The organism is Methylobacterium sp. JK268 (assembly GCF_054052225.1).
The window spans coordinates 14,610-31,204 of sequence record NZ_JBSVZN010000013.1 but is presented as its reverse complement, the minus strand read 5'-3'; the positions used below and the strand labels follow the sequence as shown (position 1 = coordinate 31,204).

Here is a 16,595-nt window from a genome sequence, read left to right as displayed (position 1 = left end):
CGTCTCGGTACTGCCGGCGAATTCTGCCAGCACCCAGGAGGCCCGTCTGAAGCCCTGGAGACACAGGGCGGAAGCCGGTCACGGGCCATGCTTCCGGCGACGGAACGAAGTGGCAACTCGGAATTCGCCAGCAATATCCAAACCGGGGCAATCCCAATCCCACTTCCTGGCATGCCCAGCGAGGGGTCGCTTCGGGTCAGTTGCTGACCAGTCGCAGGACACGTTCGCTCGACCGTTCGTGGTCCTCCACCGCCGGCGCGCACCGGGTCTGGTTGCGGCCACCTGCCTTGGCTTCGTACAGCGCGGCGTCCGCCCGACGGTACAGATCCTCAGGCTCGGCCATCCCGCTCCCCGGCCCGACCGCCAATCCCACGCTCACCGTGACCGATCCGGCCCCGATGCCCGCCGCGGGAATGGTCAGCCGCGCCACGGCCTCGTGCAGCGTGTTGGCGACGCGGACCGCCCCCTGTTGATCGGTGTCCGGCAGCAGGATCACGAATTCCTCGCCGCCGAGCCGGCACACCGCATCATGGGGCCGGTGCACGCTCCCCGACAGGCAGTCCGCCAGTCCCTTCAGCACCTCGTCGCCGACCGCGTGGCCGTAGCGATCGTTGAATCGCTTGAAGTGATCCGCGTCGACGACGAGCAGCGAGAGCGGACCGCCGCCGCCCACGGCCTCACCCCAGCAGCGCGCGAACGCTTGGTCGAACCAGCGCCGGTTCGGGAGCCCGGTGAGGGCGTCCGTGTGGGACAAGCGCGCGAGTTCCGCCTCAGCTGTCGCCCGACGGTGAAGCTCGCGCCCGAACAGCAGCGAGAGGATGATGGTCAGTCCGCACAGGCTCACGACGATGCCGCCGATGGCGACGGCCTTGGCCCGCCACGCGGTTTCGATCTCGCGGGTGGAGAGCGCGACGTTGAGCACGAGCGGCAGGTCGCCGACCTGGGTGAACACGTAGTGGCGCTCGATCCCGTCACGAACGGACGTGCCGACGAAACTGCCGCTGCGCCGGCTCACGAAGCGCTCGAACGTGGCTGCCCCGGCGATGTTCACGCCGACGTCGGCTTCCCGGTACGGGTGGCGCATGACGCGCGTGCCGTCCCGCAGGTAGAGGTTGATGGCGCCGTCCCGGCCGAGACCGATCTGATCAAACAGGCGGCTGAAGTAGGACAGCTTGAGGCTGCCGTAGGCCACCCCGCCGAACGTGCCGTCGGGCTTGTTGATGCGCCGGCTGAAGGGGAGCATGGGTTCGCCCGTCAGCCGCGAGACGAGCGGCCGCCCGACATAGAGCCCGAGATCGGCGCGGGCTTTGTGGACGCGAAAGTAGTCCCGGTCGGCGTAGTTTCCCTTGCGCGGGGGGACGGCTCCCTCGTCCACCGCGATGTCGCCGCGCTCGTCGAGGACGAACGTCACTCCCATGTCGCGCGCCATGGCGGCCCGGTCGAACAGGAGGCGCTGAAGGAGGTCCGGGCGGAGCTCGACGATGCCGGGGGTTTTGAGGTTTTCGACTATGCCCTGCAAGGTCAGATCGAATATCTCAAAATTTCTATCGATATCTTTCTCGATCACCTGCAAAAGGTTGCGAGACGTCTGCTCCGCTTTGTCGTAAGCATCGCGCCTGAGATCCAGCAGCAGGAGGGTGCAGACGACGAGCATTCCGACGGGTGCCAGAACGGCCAGGGCGATCGCTGCGCGGGCTGAGCGCAACTGCCGCGGAAGGCGAGACGGCATGATCATCGGCGGACACTCTCGGGCGATGTCGTCGTCACCTTCATCCCACACCGAGCCTTACAGCCGGTTTCCAGGGACTTGATTGAGGTCCATGACGGCGTTCTCGCAGCTCCACTATTCCGCACGCCCGGTAGCGCCTGCGCCCAGTCCGCACGCGCGGGCAAACCGGATCGAGGTCGGCCAGCATGGCCTCGATCGCCCGTGCGGAAACCCCGAGCCGCTTGGCCGCCCTCTGCACGTGCCCGGGGGGGCTCGCCAGGAACAGGCCCACGCGCCGCGGCAGCCGCGAATTCCTCAGCTCTCCCCCTGCACTGCCGCAGCATCAGCCCGTGGGCGAGGCCGAGGCGACCGCCCGCAGGATCTCGCCGAGGCGCTCGGGCGCGAAGGCGACCTCCAGTCACCGCGCCCGTCTCTCACGCAGGCCGAGCGCGACCGTGGCAGGGGGCGCGTACCGCCGCGCTGGCGGAGAAGGGGTCGTGAAGGACCCACCCGTCGCCCTGAGATCTGACCGGTCTCGTGACCCGACGGGCCCGGCGATGGGCGCGCCGCGGCTCGTCTACGGGGCGGGGATCCGCCACGGCGTCTCGCGCGCGGCCCGCGCCTCGTACGCGTCGATCGCCGCCGCGTGCTCCAGGGTCAGGTCGATGTCGTCCAGCCCCTCGACGAGGCAACGCTTGCGGAACGGGTCGATCTCGAAGGGGATCGCGGCGCCGTCGGGATCGGTGATCCGCTCGGCCGGCAGGTCGACCGTCAGCGTCGCGCCCGGAGACGCGGCGAGGCGCGCCCTCAGCGCCGCCGCCCTCTCCTCCAGCAGCGCCACGGTGAGGAGCCCGTTCTTGGCGGCGTTCGAGGCGAAGATGTCGCCGAAGCTCGGGGCGATCACGCAGCGAATCCCGCCATCCACGAGGGCGTAGACCGCCCCCTCACGGGAGGAGCCGCAGCCGAAATTGTGATCCGCCACCAGGATCCCGGCGCCCGCGTAGGCGGGCGCGTCGAGGGGCACCGCGTCGCCCCGGCGGCGCTCGTCGTGGAACAGGAAGGCGCCGTAGCCGGCGCTGCGCGGCTTCTTGAGGAAGCGGGCCGGCAGGATCTGGTCGGTGTCGATGTTGGCGACGTGGAGCGGGATCGCCACCGCCGTCAGGGTCGTGAAGGGCTGCATGGTCAGGGCGCTCCGAGGCGGCGGACGTCGGTGAGGCGGCCGGTCAGGGCCGCGGCCGCCGCCATGGCGGGGCTCATCAGGTGGGTGCGCGCGTTCGGCCCCTGGCGGCCCGGGAAGTTGCGGTTGGTGGTCGAGGCGCAGCGCTCGCCCGCCGGCACGAGGTCGCCGTTGATGCCGACGCACATCGAGCAGCCCGGTTCGCCCCATACGAGGCCCGCCTCCCGGAAGACCGCGTCGAGTCCCTCGGCCTCCGCCTGGCGGCGCACCGGCCCGGAGCCCGGCACCACCAAGCCCGGCACCGCCGCGCGCCGACCGCGCAGCACGCTCGCGGCCGCGCGCAGGTCCTCGATGCGCGCGTTGGTACAGGAGCCGATGAACACCCGGTCGATCGTCACGGCTTCGAGGGGCGTGCCGGGCGCGAGCGCCATGTAGTCGAGCATCGCCCGCATCTGGCCGGCGCGGCCCAGGTCGGTCTCGGCGGCCGGGTCGGGCACGGCGCCCGTCACCGGCACCGCCGTCTCGGGGCTGGTGCCCCAGGTGACGGTCGGCGCGATGGCGTCCGCGTCCAGGCTCACCTCGCGGTCGAAGCGCGCCCCGGGATCGCTCGGCAGCTGCCGCCACGCCGCGACGGCCCGCGCGAAGGTCTCACCCTTCGGCGCGAAGGGCCGCCCGTCGAGGAACGCGAAGGTGGTCTCGTCCGGGGCGACCATGCCGGCGCGGGCGCCCGCCTCGATCGACATGTTGCAGATCGTCAGCCGTCCCTCCATGGAGAGGGCGCGGATCGCGCTGCCGGCATATTCGAGGACGTGCCCGACCGCGCCGCCCGCCCCGATGCGGGCGATGATGGCCAGGATCACGTCCTTGGCCGTGACGTGAGGGCCGAGAAGCCCGTCGACGGTCACCCGCAGGGTCTTGGGCCGGCGTTGCCAGAGCGATTGGGTGGCCAGCACGTGCGCGACCTCGGTCGCCCCGATGCCGAAGCCGAGGGCTCCGAAGGCGCCGTGGGTCGAGGTGTGGGAATCCCCGCACACGACCGTCAGGCCGGGCAACGTCAGGCCCTGCTCCGGGGCGAGCACGTGCACGATGCCCTGACCCGGGTCGTCCAGGCCGAAATGGCGGATCCCGTGCCGGTTCGCGTTCGCGGCCAGCCCCGTCACCATGGCGGCGATCTCGGGATCGGGGATCGGGCGGTCGCGCCCGAGCGAGGGCACGTAGTGGTCGGCGATCGCGAAGGTCAGGTCGGGACGGCGCACCGTCCGCCCGGCATGATCGATCATCCCGAAGGCGTGGAACGAACCCTCGTGCAGGAGGTGCCGGTCGATGGCGAGCAGGGCCTGCCCGTCGGGGCGCGTCGCCGTCACGTGCGCGTCCCAGACCTTGTCGAAGAGGGTGCGGGGCGTCTGGGTCATCGGGCATCCTCCCGTCGTTTCGCTACTCGGCCGCCAGCGCGCCGGCGCTCGCCCCGGCGACGCGGCCGAGTGCCACCGCCGCCAGGAGCCCGTTTCCGGATAGGTAGCCGCCCGGCCCGGTCCCGGACACGCCGCAGGCCGCGCCCCCGGCGGCGAACAGGTTCGGGATCGCGCCGCCTTCCGCCTTGAGCACCCGGGCCGCGTCGTCCACCACGAGCCCGCCCTGGGTGTGGAACAGGGCACCGGTGACCCGCACCGCCCGGTAGGGGGCGGTGAGCGGCGGCACCCCGGCGAAGCAGCGCCCGAATCCGTCGCGGCCGCCGGCGGTCTTGAGCGTCTCGACCTCGCGGAGGGTCTCGGCCAAGGCGTCCTCCGGGAGATGGAGGCGGGCGGCGAGGTCCGCGGGGGTCGCTGCCTCCACGATGGCGCCCGCGGCCTGCGCCCTGCGGAAATCCTCGAACTGGGCGGCGATCCCGGCGATGCGCGCGTCGAACACCGTCACGGCGGTGCCGCCGGGCTGGCGCAGCACCGCGGCGGCCTGCTCGGAATAGCCGCGACTCTCGTCCGAGAAGCGGCGGCCCTCGGCATTCACCTGGAAGCCGCCCTCGGTCACGGTCGCCCAGGTGATCAGGATGCCGTGCGGATGCGCCACCGAGCCGTGACCCTGGTGGCCCGAGAGGTGGCGGGTCGCGGCGCCCAGCGCCTCGCCCCAGAGCAGCGCGTCGCCCCGGTTGCCGTCATGGCCGAAATACAGGGCGCCCGCGAGTTCCGGCACGTGGCGGGCGACCAGGGCCTTGTTGCCCCCGTAGCCGTTGCAGGCGAGCACCAGCGCCGCGCAGGCGAGCGTGTCCCGGCTGCCGTCGGGCCGCAGGAGGCCGAGGCCCCGGATCGCGCCGGCCTCGGCGAACAGGGTGTCGACGGCGGCGCCGCACAGGATCGGGATGTCGGCGGCCTCGACGGCCGCACGCAGGCGGTCGACCAGTTCCTCGCCGGAGCGGCTCGGCAGGCCGTGCATCCGGTGGACGCCGTGTCCCGGGTAGCGGAAATCGGTGATCACCGAGAGGTCGAGGCCGTGGCGGTCGGCGAGCCATTCGAGGGCCGGGCCGATGGTCCGGGTGAGGAGGCGGACCAGGCCGGGATCGGGCTCGTTCCGGGCCTTCGCCATGATGTCGGACGCGAAATCCTCCGGGGTATCGGCGACGCCGGCCGCGCGCTGCCAGCGCGTGCCCGGGGCCGGGATCAGGCCGGCCGAGAGCGCCGTCGAGCCGCGCGGCACGGGATCACGCTCCAGCACCAGCACCTCGGCCCCGGCCTCGCGGGCGGCGAGCGCCGCCACGAGGCCGGCGGCGCCCGCGCCGACCACCGCGACGGGCACGGCCGCGTCGAAGGCGACGCCTGCCGCAGGGGCGACCGTCATGCGTCGGACTCCGCCGGCATCTCGGCCAGGATCTCGGCCACCTGCGCCACCCGGCAGACCGGGCGCAAGGCCTCCACCGCGGTCAGATGGGTGTTCGGCGAGAAGGCCGCGCAGCCATCCGCCAGCAGGGTGACGGAGAAGTCCCGCACGTGGGCGTCGCGCACCGTCGAGGCGACGCCGCCGTTGGTGACGATGCCGGACACGATCAGCCGCTCGATGCCGCACTTGCGCAGGACCCATTCGAGCCGGCTCATGTAGAAGGCCGAGTAGGCGACCTTCTCGACCGCCAGGTCAGCGGGCTGGAGTTCGTCCACCAGGGCGTGGCCCCAGGCGCCCGCCAGGAAGTCGCCCCGCTTCAGGAACGGGCGCAACGCGCGCAGGTGGGGCGAGATCAGCGGCTCGCCGCCCCGGCCCGGCACCAGGGTGAAGTGGGTCGAGACCACGTGGCCGCCCCGCGCCCGAAGCGCGTCCGCCAGCGGCTTCACCCGGGCCGGCAGGGAGGCGATCTCGGGGGCCGTCTGCCCGGCCCGGCCGTAGGCGCCGTCCGGGTGCAGAAAGTCGTTCTGCAGGTCGCAGATCAGGAGCGCGGTGCGCGCGAGGGGGATCGTGGCGTCGCTCATGCGGCCTCGCCTCTCCGGGTGACCACGACGTTGCCGAGCCGGTCGATCCGCGCGATCAGGTCGGGATCGATCACCGTGGTGGCGTCCGGCTGCTCCAGGACCGCCGGGCCGGGAATCTCGGCCCCGACCGGCAGGTCGAGCCGCGCGAACACGGCTGTCTCGTGCCACGCGCCGGCGAACCACACCGGCCGGCTGCCGCGGCGCGCGCCGTCGACCGAGGCGTCGGGCCCCGGCGCCAGCCCCGCGAGGTCGAAATGCGGCCGCCGGCCGATGGCAGCGGTGCGCAGGTTGACGATCCGGGCCGGCACTCCGGGCAGGAGCCGGCTGAACGAGGTCCGGTAGGCGGCCTCGAACGCCTCCTGGATCAGCGCCGCGGTCACCCCCGTGGTGCCCTCCGCCACCCGCACCGGCAGCGGCACCGCCACCGTGTGGGTCTGACCGGCATAGTGCATGTCGAGTTCGAACACCGTGTCGATGCGCGACACGGTGAGGCCGGCCGCCGCGACGACCGCGCGGGCCGCCTCGGCCTCCGCCACCATGCGGGCGTCGAGGGCGGGGGCGTCGAGGCCGTCGAGGGCGAGGTTCAGGGTCCGGACCTGATCGTGGCGGATGTCGGCGATGACGCAGCCCAGCGCCGAGGTGACGCCCGGGTAGCGCGGCACCAGGGCGCCCCTCAGACCGACGTCCTTGATCAGCGCCCCCACGTGCAAGGCGCCGCCGCCGCCGAACGGCACCGCCGCGAAAGTCTGCGGGTCGTGCCCCCGCTCGATCGAGACGAGGCGGATCGCACCCGCCATCTTGGCGTCCGCCACCCGGACGATCGCCTCGGCCGCCGCCATCACGTCGAGGCCGAGGGGTTCGGCGACGTGCGCCGCGATGGCGGCCCGCGCGGCTGCGACGTCGAGGCGGGCGAGCGCCCCGCCGATCGGCCGCTCGGCGTTGATGCGCCCCAGCACCACGTTGGCGTCGGTGAGGGTGGGCCGCGTGTTGCCCTGGCCGTAGCAGACCGGGCCCGGCCGCGAGCCGGCGCTCTCGGGTCCGACCTGGAGGAGCCCGCCCGCATCGACCCGGGCGATCGAGCCGCCGCCCGCCCCGATCGTGCTGATCTCAATCATCGGCGTGCGGATGACGAGGCCGAAATCGATCACCGTCTGGGCGGCGAGCGCGGTCTCGCCCCCGACCACCAGCGAGACGTCGAAGGAGGTGCCGCCGAGATCGCCCGTGATCACGTTCGGGAAGCCGGCGGCCTTCGCGATCGCCGCCGCGGCGATCACCCCGGCCGCCGGGCCCGAGAGCGCGGTGCGCACGGGGAGCGCGCGCGCGGTGGCGGTGGACATCACGCCGCCGTTCGACTGCACGATGTGGAAGCGGCCGCCGAACCCTTCGGCGGCGAGCGCCGCATCGAGCTTGCCGAGGTAGGTGCCGACCACCGGCTGCAGGTAGGCGTTGAGCACCGTGGTCGAGGTGCGCTCGAACTCCCGGATCTCCGGCAGGATGCCCGAGGAGCACGCGACGTGACCGTTCGGCCAGATCGCCGCCGCCGCGGCGAGCGCCGCGCGCTCGTTCGCCGGGTTGGCGTAGGCATTGACGAAGCAGATGGCCAGGGCCTCGGCGCCGAGGTCCAGGAGCCGGCGGGCGGCCGCCGCGACCTCCTCCGGGTTCACGGGCGCGCGCACATGGCCGTCGGCGAGGGTGCGCTCCCCGACCTCCAGGCGCAGGTCGCGCTCGACCACCGGGACGAAGTCGCCCCACAGGCCCCAGGTGTGGCGCCGGTCGCGCCGGCGCATCTCCAGCACGTCGCGGAAGCCCGCCGTCGTGATCAGGCCGATGCGGGCGCCCTTGCGCTCCAGGAGCGCGTTGGTGCCCACCGTGGTGCCATGCACGATCGAGGCGAGGTCCGCGACCGGCCCGAAGCCCCTGAGGCCGGCGAGGAAGCCGACCGCCTCGTCGCCGCGGTGCGAGGGCACCTTGCCGGTGCGGAAGCGGCCATCCGCCTCGTCGTAGTGGAACAGGTCCGTGAAGGTGCCGCCGACGTCGACGCCGACGATGGCGCGGCCGGGTTCGCTCATCGGGCGTCTCCCGCTTCGAAGCCGTAGTCGCGGGCGGCGGTGTCCGGCGTGACGTAGCCGAGGCGCAGGTCGCGGCGCAGGGCCTCGCGGGCGCGCTCCTCCGGCGGGCCCCAGCCGCCACCGCCGGGGGTTTCGAGGCGCACGCGCTCGCCCGCCCGGATGCGCACGTCGGTGACCTTCGAGACCATCGGCGGACTCGCCCAGCCGCTCGGGATCTGCCAGGCGAAGCGGTTGAGGGCGGCCGGGCGACCTCCCGCCACGCCGAACGGCGCGACCGTGCCGCGCTCGCCGATCAGGAACACGTCGGCGTCGGTCAGGGCCTCGATCTCGTAGATCGCGCCGAGGCCGCCGCGATGGGCCCCCGCCCCGGCGCTGTCCGGGCGCAGGGCCCATTGGGTGAACAGGACCGGGTAGGCCGCCTCCAGGATCTCCACCGGCGGGATCGTCGCGGTGGAGATCGGGTTGTTGGCGTGGCTGAGCCCGTCGGTCTCCGGGTTGCCGCCGAGGCCGCCGCCGAAGAAAGAGAACATCACCCAGCGGCTGCCGTCCGGGCGGTGCCCGGCGAGCGAGAGGGCGTTGATGGTGCCGAAGGGCGCCGCGGTCGCCCGGGCGGGATCGGCCTGCGCGAGGGCACCGAAGACCACGCCGATCAGCCGCAGGATGGTCTCGGTGTAGCCCGCCATGGGCCTCGGCGCGCCCGCTCCCAGCAGCGTGGTGTCGGGGATCACGAAGGTGATCGGGCGCAGGCAGCCGGCATTGGCCGGCACGTCGGTGAAGACGTGCTTGAGCGCCACGTAGCAGGCCGCCACAGCGGTCGCGTACGAGATGTTGATCGGCCCCTGCGCGGGGGCTGAGGAGCGCGAGAAGTCGAGCACCAGCCGGTCGCCCTCGACCGTGAGATCGAGCGCGATGGTCAGGGGCGCGTCCACGATGCCGTCGTTGTCGAGGACGTCCGCGAAGGCGTAGGTGCCGTCGGGCAACGCCCGGATGGCTGCGCGCATCAGCGCCTCGGCCCGGTCCGAGAAGGCCGCGAAGGCCGCCGCCACCGTGGCGTCGCCGTACTCGTCGAGGAGCGCGCCGAAGCGGCGCTCGCCGAGGTCGAGGGCGTTGAGCTGGCCGTTGAGGTCACCCCAGTTCGAGACCGGGACGCGGGAATTGGCGGCCAGGAGGTCGACGATGTCCTGGTTGAGGTGCCCGGCCGCGATCAGCTTCACGGGCGGGACGCGCACGCCCTCCTGGAAGCTCTCCGTGGCCTTCGGGTTGTAGCCGCCCGGGACGTTGCCGCCGATGTCGAGCCAGTGGCCGACCGAGGCGAGCCAGCAGAACAGTTTTCCCTCCCGGAAGACCGGCCGCACGAGCCGGAAGTCGTTGAGGTGGGTGCCGCCCGCGTAGGGGTCGTTGAACAGGAAGGTGTCGCCCGGCTGCAGGCCGCCCTCGCGGGCCACCTTGGCGATCACCGCCCGCACCGCGAAGGCCATGGCGCCGACGAAGATCGGCAGGCCCCTGGTGCCCTGAACCAGCGTGTCCCCGGTCTCGGCGTGGTAGAGGCCGTGGCAGGCGTCGCGGGCCTCGGCGATGATCGGGTTGAAGGCCGACCGGTAGAGCGTCGCGTCCATCTCGTCGGCGATCTGCTCCAGGCGGCCCTTCAGCACCGCCAGGGTGACGGGATCGATTACGGTCATCGGCCGCCCTCCTGCCCCTCGTAGGACCGGCCGCGGGCCAGCATCTCGGGCGTGCCGATCAGGGCGTTGAGCTGCTTGAAGTCGAACATCCGGTCGGCGAAGGGCGCATTGGTGCCGTTTTGCGCCAGCGAGGCGTAGTAATCCTGCGCGGTGCGGGCGAGCGCCCGCACGATGCCGCCGGGAAAGATCACCAGCCGGAAGCCCAGTCCCCCGAGATCGGCCGCGGCGGACAGGGGCGTGTCGCCGCCCTCGACCATGTTGGCGACGAGGGGACGCAGCCGGCCGAGCGCCGCCGTGACGGCGGCGAGCTGCTCGGCCGAGCGCGGCGCCTCGACGAACAGCACGTCGGCGCCGGCCTCCGCGTAGGCCCGCGCCCGCTCCACGGCCCGCTCGAACCCCTCCACCGCCACCGCGTCGGTGCGCGCGACGATCAGGGTCTCGGCGCTGCGCCGGGCATCGAGCGCCGCCCGGATCTTGCCGACCATCTCGGCCGCGCCGATCAGCGTCTTGTCCTGGAGGTGACCGCAGCGCTTCGGGTAGCTCTGGTCCTCGAGCTGGATCGCGCTCGCCCCCGCCCGCTCGAACAGCCGCACCGTGCGCTCGACGTTCAGCGCGTTGCCGTAGCCGTTGTCGGCATCGACCACGAGCGGCGTCGCCACCCGGTCGCGCACCAGCGCGATGGTCTCCGCGACCTCGTTCATCGAGACGAGGCCGATGTCGGGCCGGCCGAGCCGGGTGTAGGCGATGGCCGCGCCCGAGAGGTAGAGCGCCTCGAAGCCGGCATCGGTCGCGAGCGAGGCGGTGAGGGCGTCGTAGACGCCCGGAGCGACGAGGACGCGATCCTCGGCGAGGCGGGTCTTCAGGGACATGACGCGGTCTTCCTGATGGGGATCCTGGGCGGATTCTCCGGTGGTCCGGCGGGCCGGGCTGGATCGATGCGGCGCGGGACGCGACGGGTTCTTCGGGCGATCATGAGGCCGGGAACGATGCTCCTGCCCGCCGTTCGGGGTCTCGCTCCGCCGGAATCCGGTCGTGACGGTCCGGACACCGGATCAGAGTCCCAGATAGGCCCGGCGCAGGGCCGGGTCGGCGGCGAGCACCGCGGCCTCGCCCTGCAGGGACACCGCCCCGTTCTCCAGGATGTAGGCGCGGGTCGCGAGGTCGAGGGACTGCACCACGTTCTGCTCCACCAGCATGATCGGCAATCCTTCACGGTTGAGCTGCGCCACGAGGGCGAACATCTCCTCGACGAGGAGCGGCGAGAGGCCGAGGGAGGGCTCGTCGAGGATGAGCAGGCGCGGCTCGGCCATCAGCCCGCGTCCGATCGCGAGCATCTGCTGCTCGCCGCCCGAGAGCGTGCCGGCGGCCTGTCGCGTCCGCTCTCTCAGGCGCGGAAACGTGGCGAAGACGCGCTCCAGGTTGGCGCCCCGCCGCGCCCGGCCGCGCCGGTAGCTGCCGAGTTCGAGGTTCTCCCGCACGCTGAGGTTGGGGAAGATCCTGCGCCCCTCCGGCACGTGGATCAGGCCGGCCTCGACGATGGCGGCGGCGGTCACGCCGGTGATCGGCCGGCCGTCGAACCGGATGGTGCCGGCGGTCGCCGGCACGACCCCGGAGAGGACTTTGTTCAGGGTGGTCTTGCCGACGCCGTTGGCACCGAGCACCGCGACGATCTCGCCGGCCGCCACCGCGAGGTCGAGGCCGCGCAGCACCTCGGTGGCGCCGTAGCCGGCGCGCAGGCCCGTCACCTCAAGCATCGGCGGCCTGCGCCTCCAGCCGGGCGGCGGCGCCGCGGCCGAGATAGGCCTCGACCACCCGCGGGTCGCGGCAGACCTCCCGCGGCGGGCCGGAGGCCACCATCCTCCCCTGCGCGAGGACGTGGACCTCCTCGCACAGGGTCATCACGGCCTGCATGATGTGCTCGATCATCAGGATGGTGACGCCCCCGTCGCGGATGGCGCGCACCACCGGCAGGATGTCGCGGATCTCGGAGGGGTTGAGCCCGGCCAGCACCTCGTCGAGGAGCAGGAGCCGCGGCTCGGTGGCGAGCGCGCGGGCCACCTCCAGGCGCTTGCGGCCGGCCACCGTCAGGCTCGCGGCCGGCCGGTCGAGCAGCGCGGCCAGGCCGACCCGGGTCCCGACCGCGCGGGCCCGCGCCTCGGCGTCGGCCCGGCGCGGATGGCGCAGGTAGGCCCCGACCGCGATGTTCTCGGCCACCGTGAGGCCGGCGAAGGGCTGGACGATCTGGAACGTGCGGGCGATGCCCCGGCGCGCCCGCAGGTGCGGTGCCTCGCCGGTGATGTCCCGGCCCTCGAACAGCACCCGGCCGGCGCTCGGGGCGAGGAAGCCCGAGATCATCCCGAACAGGGTGGTCTTGCCGGCCCCGTTCGGGCCGATCAGCCCGGTGATCGAGCCCTCCGGCACCGCGAGGGAGGCCTCGCTCACCGCGACGAGACCCTGGAAGTGCTTGGAGAGCGACTGAGCGGCGAGCATGGTCAGGCTCCCGCGGCCGCGGCCCGGCGGCGCAGGAGCCCGATGAGCCCCTGCGGCGCGAAGGCGATGACGGCGACGAGGCAGATCCCGAACACCACGAGATCGAGGCCCGGGATGCCGCCCGAGAGATGCTTGGTCGCCTCGCCGAGCCCCTGCAGGGCGAGCGCCCCGACGAGCGGCCCGAAGGCGGTGCCGATGCCGCCGACGATGGGGGCGAGCAGCGCCTCGACGGAGATCCAGGTGCCGTAGGCGACGCCGGCATCCACGTAGAGGAAGTTCTGCACGTAGAGCGCGCCGGCCGCCGCGGTGATCGCCGAGGAGAGCGCGATGGCGCCGAGTTTCACGCGCAGGGCGTCGACGCCCAGCGCCCTCGCCGCCTCCTCGTTCTCGCGCACGGCGATCAGGTGGGCGCCGAAGCGCGAGCGCTCGATCCAGCGGGAGGCGAGGAGCGCCGCGCCGACGAAGCCGAGCACCAGCAGGCAGAACAGGCGCCGGTCGGCGAATTGCAGGGTGGCGGGGCCGGGCTGGAGCTTCAGCAGCAGCCCTGCCGCCCCGCCGGTGAGGTCCCAGGCATTGGCGAGGATGCGGAACACCTCCGCGAAGGCGAGGGTGACGAGGGCGAAGTAGGAGCCGCGCAGGCCTGCCCGGAAGCTCAAGGTTCCGATCGCGAGGCCGGTGGCGGTCCCGAGCCCGATCCCGGCGGCGAGGCCGGCCCAGGCGTTCCAGCCGAACTTCACCTGGAGCACCGCCGTGGCGTAGGCGCCGGTGCCGAAGAAGGCGGCGTGGCCGAAGGAGTACTGGCCGCCGAAGCCCCCGAGCACGTTCCAGCCGAGGCCCGCGAGCGCGATGATCAGCGTCGTGACCAGGATGTTGAGGGCACTGCCCGACAGGCCGAGGAAGGGCAGCGCGGCGAGCGCCGCGAGGGCGACGAGGAGGGGCAGGACGTCGCGCACCGTCATGCACGCGCCCCGAACAGGCCGGTCGGCCGCAGCAGCAGCACCAGGATGAAGATCAGGAAGATGCCGATCTGCCCGAGGCTGTCGCCGAGGACGAGGCCGGAGAGGCTCTCGACGACGCCGATCACCAGCCCGCCCACCAGCGCGCCGGTGATCGAGCCCATGCCGCCGAGCACCACGATGGTGAAGGCGACGAGCACGAAGGCGGCGCCCGAGCGCGGGTTGACGTAGTAGGTCGGCATCAGCAGGCAGGCCGCCACCCCGAGGCAGGCGCAGCCGAGGCCGAAGGTGACGGCGTAGACGTGGTCGACCTCGATGCCGACGAGGCGGGCCCCGAGCTTCTCGCGGGAGACCGCCCGGATCGCCCGGCCCGTGTCGGTGCGGTTGAGGAGCCCCCAGAGCAGGCCCGTCACCGCGAGCGAGCCGGCGAGGCCGATCAGCCGCGGGGTCGAGACCAGCAGCGGTCCGAGTTCGACCACCTGGAGCGCCGCGTCGGACTCGATCGCCCTCGTGTCGGAGCGGAACGCCGCCAGCAGCGCGTTCTCCAGCACGATCGACAGGCCGAGGGTGACGAGCAGGACGTTGTTGTCGCTGCCGTGGCTCGCCGGGCCGATCACGAGGCGCTGGAGACCGTAGCCGAGGCCGAACATCAGCGGCACCACGGCGACGAGCGCGAGGTAGGGGTCGACGTGGGCGTAGGCGAAGGCGGCCCAGACCGCGAACATCGCGCAGGTGAGCAGCGCCCCGTGCGCGAAGTTGATGATGTGCAGCACCCCGTAGACCAGGGTCAGCCCGAGCGCGATCAGCGCGTAGACCGCCCCGGTCATCAGGCCGTTGAGGGCCGCCTCGATCAGGATCTGGGGGGCGTACATCCGCTCAGGCCTTCAGGGGAAAGCTCGCCTTCGCCTCCGCGAAGGCGTCGGGAGCGATCACCCTGACGTCGCCGCCCTGGACCTGCGTGTTGAGGGGCAGCGCGCTGGCGTTCTGGCCGCCCGCGAAGCGCGACTGGCCGTAGGGCATCACCCCGCTGCCGAAGCTCTGCGTGGCCAGCGCCTCGACGATCCGGCCGCGATCCGGGGCGCCGGCCTTCTCGATCGCCTCGGCCATCAGCCGCACGGCCGAGTAGTTCAGCGGCACGTTGTACGCGAAGGCGCGGCCGGCCGCCTCGGTGCGGCGGCGCAGTTCCGCCGTGGCCGGATTCTTCGGATCGGGCCAGTGGTTGCAGTCCATCACCCCCTCGGCCGCCTGGGGGAATTCCTTGACGAAGCGCAGGCTCGACGCGCCGCCGCCGAGGATGGCGTAGATGCCCTTTGGCCGGACGCGCTGCTGCTGCAGGGTGCGGGCGAGGAGCACGAACTCGCCGTAGTAGTTCGACGGGATCACGAGGTCGGGCTGCAGCGAGCGGATGCGCAGGACGACGTTGGCCATGTCGCGGGCGGGAGTCGGATGCGCGATCGTCTCCAGGACCTCGAAGCCGCGCTTGGGCAGCTCGGCCTGGAGCAGCTTGGCGAGACCGGAGCCGAACAGCCCGTCCTCGTGGACGATCACCACCGTGCGGGCGGGCTTGCCGGCCCCGTCGTTGAGGGCGACGAGGCGCTCGAGCGCGCTCGTCGTGACCATGCTGAAGCTCGGGGAGAACCGGAAGGTGTTCTTGAGGCCGCGCTGGGTGAGCGAATCGGCGACGCCGACATCGATCAGGTAGGGCAGGTCGTAGCGGGACGCCGCCTGGCTGGCGGTGGCGCACAGGCCGCTGCCGAAGCCGCCCACGATCGCCGCGACGCCCTCGCCGGCGAGGCGCTCGGCCTCCTGGGCGGCGGCCTCCGGGTTCGAGCGGTTGTCGGCGACCACCGCCTCGATCCGGGCGCCGCCCAGCGCCTTCAGGCCGCCCGCGGCGTTGATGTCCGCCACCGCGAGGTCCGCCCCGAGGCGACCGAGATCGCCGTCGCCGGCGAGCGCCCCGGTGAGCGGCTGGAGGATGCCGAGCTTCACGGGGGCGGGCTCGGCCCGCAGCACGGCCGGCATCGCGAGGAGCGAGGCGGCGGCCGCGCCGCCTGTGAGCACGCGGCGGCGGTTCGGAACGCGGTCGGACGCGGTCATCGGTCGGGCCTCCTCTGCGCGGGGGCGCGGGCGGGTCGGGGCGGGGGTGGCGCGGCGGGCGCCCAATGCCGCTCGCCCGCCTCGCCGGTGCGCACGAGGTCCATGCGCAGGGCGTAGCGGTCGGGCCGGTAGAGGGCGTGCAGGTGCTCGACGCCGCGTCCCTGCGGGTCGTAGACGACGCGGGTGAGCTCGATGACCGGGGCGCCGAGGCCGAGATCGAGCGCCTCCGCGGCCTCCGGCCCGGCGAGCGTCGCGGTGATGGCCTGCGTGGCCCGCGCGGCGGCGACGCCCGAGCGCTCCATCAGTTCGAGGAGCGGCGTCGCGGCGAGATCGGCCTCCGAGTAGGACAGGCCGATCCGCTCGGGCACGTGGGTCGTGAGGTACGAGAACGGCTTGCCGTCGAGCAGGCGCACCCGGACGGAGCGCTGCACCCGCTCGCCCGGCCCCAGCACCAGCGCCTCAGCGATCGCGGCCGGGGCCGGCTCGTAGCCGAAGGACAACAGCCGCACGCCGGTCGCGCGGCCCATCTGGATCAGGCCCGTGAGCAGGTTCGGCAGGTCGGCGACCACGGGCCGGGCCGCCCCCGCCGGGCGCACGAAGGTCCCGGATCCCGCGCGCCGCTCCACCAATCCCTCGGCCGCCAGCAGATCGAGCGCGCGGCGCACCGTCGCCCGCGACAGGCCGTGCTCGTGGGCCAGCGTCGGCTCGCCGGGCAATCGCGCGCCGTTGGCGAGGCGCCCCCCGGCGATGCGCTCACGCAGCAGAAGGTAGAGCCTGCGGGCCTTGTGCGGTTCGATGGCCGCCGCCATGCGAAACTCCCTGGCTCACGCCTTGCAAGGCTGAGAGCGGGCCACTCACCTGTATGGTTAGACGAACAACTTCCTGTCTGTCAATTCGGACAGGAAGCTGACCCGCTTTCCCGGGATCGTCCCCCGTGGGGCGGTGCTGCCGATGGAAAGCGACGGAT

At 73.0% G+C, this 16,595-nt stretch carries 15 protein-coding genes; all 15 read right to left on the bottom strand.

The features are described 5' to 3' along the window. Positions 1-196: 196 nt before the first annotated feature. The 15 genes from ACW9J6_RS15760 to ACW9J6_RS15690 all read right to left on the bottom strand — a co-directional run bounded on the left by ACW9J6_RS15760 (position 197) and on the right by ACW9J6_RS15690 (position 16,437). Positions 197-1,735 carry a sensor domain-containing diguanylate cyclase gene (locus ACW9J6_RS15760; RefSeq protein ID WP_457117430.1) on the bottom strand — a complete coding sequence of 513 codons (1,539 nt, stop codon included), beginning with the start codon at positions 1,733-1,735 and terminating at the stop codon, positions 197-199. Positions 1,736-1,769: 34 nt separating this feature from the next. Then, positions 1,770-2,000: a helix-turn-helix domain-containing protein gene (locus ACW9J6_RS15755; protein WP_457117429.1), complete on the bottom strand. Its 231-nt coding sequence runs from the start codon at positions 1,998-2,000 to the stop codon at positions 1,770-1,772. 285 nt (positions 2,001-2,285) lie between these two features. Then, positions 2,286-2,888 carry a 3-isopropylmalate dehydratase small subunit gene (gene leuD, locus ACW9J6_RS15750; protein WP_457117428.1) on the bottom strand — a complete coding sequence of 201 codons (603 nt, stop codon included), beginning with the start codon at positions 2,886-2,888 and terminating at the stop codon, positions 2,286-2,288. A gap of 2 nt (positions 2,889-2,890) precedes the next feature. Then, on the bottom strand, positions 2,891-4,297 hold the full coding sequence (gene leuC, locus ACW9J6_RS15745) for a 3-isopropylmalate dehydratase large subunit (protein ID WP_457117427.1): 1,407 nt from the start codon (positions 4,295-4,297) through the stop codon (positions 2,891-2,893). Between the two features lie 22 nt (positions 4,298-4,319). After that, positions 4,320-5,714 (bottom strand): FAD-dependent oxidoreductase, encoded by a 1,395-nt coding sequence (locus ACW9J6_RS15740; RefSeq protein ID WP_457117426.1) that lies wholly within the window; start codon positions 5,712-5,714, stop codon positions 4,320-4,322. Further along, the gene (locus ACW9J6_RS15735; protein ID WP_457117425.1) at positions 5,711-6,334 is read right to left on the bottom strand and encodes a cysteine hydrolase; all 624 of its coding nucleotides are present in this window, start codon (positions 6,332-6,334) and stop codon (positions 5,711-5,713) included. Before ACW9J6_RS15735 ends, ACW9J6_RS15740 begins: the two co-directional genes overlap by 4 nt. Then, the gene (locus ACW9J6_RS15730) at positions 6,331-8,403 is read right to left on the bottom strand and encodes a hydantoinase/oxoprolinase family protein (protein WP_457117424.1); all 2,073 of its coding nucleotides are present in this window, start codon (positions 8,401-8,403) and stop codon (positions 6,331-6,333) included. The genes ACW9J6_RS15735 and ACW9J6_RS15730 overlap by 4 nt, the downstream gene beginning before the upstream one ends. After that, entirely contained in the window at positions 8,400-10,085 is a 1,686-nt protein-coding gene (locus tag ACW9J6_RS15725; RefSeq protein WP_457117423.1) for a hydantoinase B/oxoprolinase family protein, read from the bottom strand. The genes ACW9J6_RS15730 and ACW9J6_RS15725 overlap by 4 nt, the downstream gene beginning before the upstream one ends. Then, positions 10,082-10,954, bottom strand: coding sequence for an isocitrate lyase/PEP mutase family protein (locus ACW9J6_RS15720; RefSeq protein ID WP_457117422.1), 873 nt, complete (start codon positions 10,952-10,954; stop codon positions 10,082-10,084). The genes ACW9J6_RS15725 and ACW9J6_RS15720 overlap by 4 nt, the downstream gene beginning before the upstream one ends. A 183-nt stretch (positions 10,955-11,137) precedes the next feature. Beyond that, positions 11,138-11,839: an ABC transporter ATP-binding protein gene (locus ACW9J6_RS15715; RefSeq protein WP_457117421.1), complete on the bottom strand. Its 702-nt coding sequence runs from the start codon at positions 11,837-11,839 to the stop codon at positions 11,138-11,140. Next, complete coding sequence (locus tag ACW9J6_RS15710) at positions 11,832-12,575, bottom strand: ABC transporter ATP-binding protein (RefSeq protein ID WP_457117420.1); 744 nt, start codon at positions 12,573-12,575, stop codon at positions 11,832-11,834. Before ACW9J6_RS15710 ends, ACW9J6_RS15715 begins: the two co-directional genes overlap by 8 nt. Positions 12,576-12,577: 2 nt before the next feature. Continuing rightward, entirely contained in the window at positions 12,578-13,534 is a 957-nt protein-coding gene (locus ACW9J6_RS15705; protein WP_457117419.1) for a branched-chain amino acid ABC transporter permease, read from the bottom strand. Next, a complete protein-coding gene (locus ACW9J6_RS15700; RefSeq protein ID WP_457117418.1) occupies positions 13,531-14,403 on the bottom strand; it encodes a branched-chain amino acid ABC transporter permease in 873 nt (290 codons plus the stop codon). The genes ACW9J6_RS15705 and ACW9J6_RS15700 overlap by 4 nt, the downstream gene beginning before the upstream one ends. 4 nt (positions 14,404-14,407) lie before the next feature. Then, positions 14,408-15,628: an ABC transporter substrate-binding protein gene (locus ACW9J6_RS15695; protein WP_457117417.1), complete on the bottom strand. Its 1,221-nt coding sequence runs from the start codon at positions 15,626-15,628 to the stop codon at positions 14,408-14,410. After that, positions 15,625-16,437 carry a GntR family transcriptional regulator gene (locus ACW9J6_RS15690; protein WP_457117416.1) on the bottom strand — a complete coding sequence of 271 codons (813 nt, stop codon included), beginning with the start codon at positions 16,435-16,437 and terminating at the stop codon, positions 15,625-15,627. The genes ACW9J6_RS15695 and ACW9J6_RS15690 overlap by 4 nt, the downstream gene beginning before the upstream one ends. Positions 16,438-16,595: the final 158 nt, after the last annotated feature.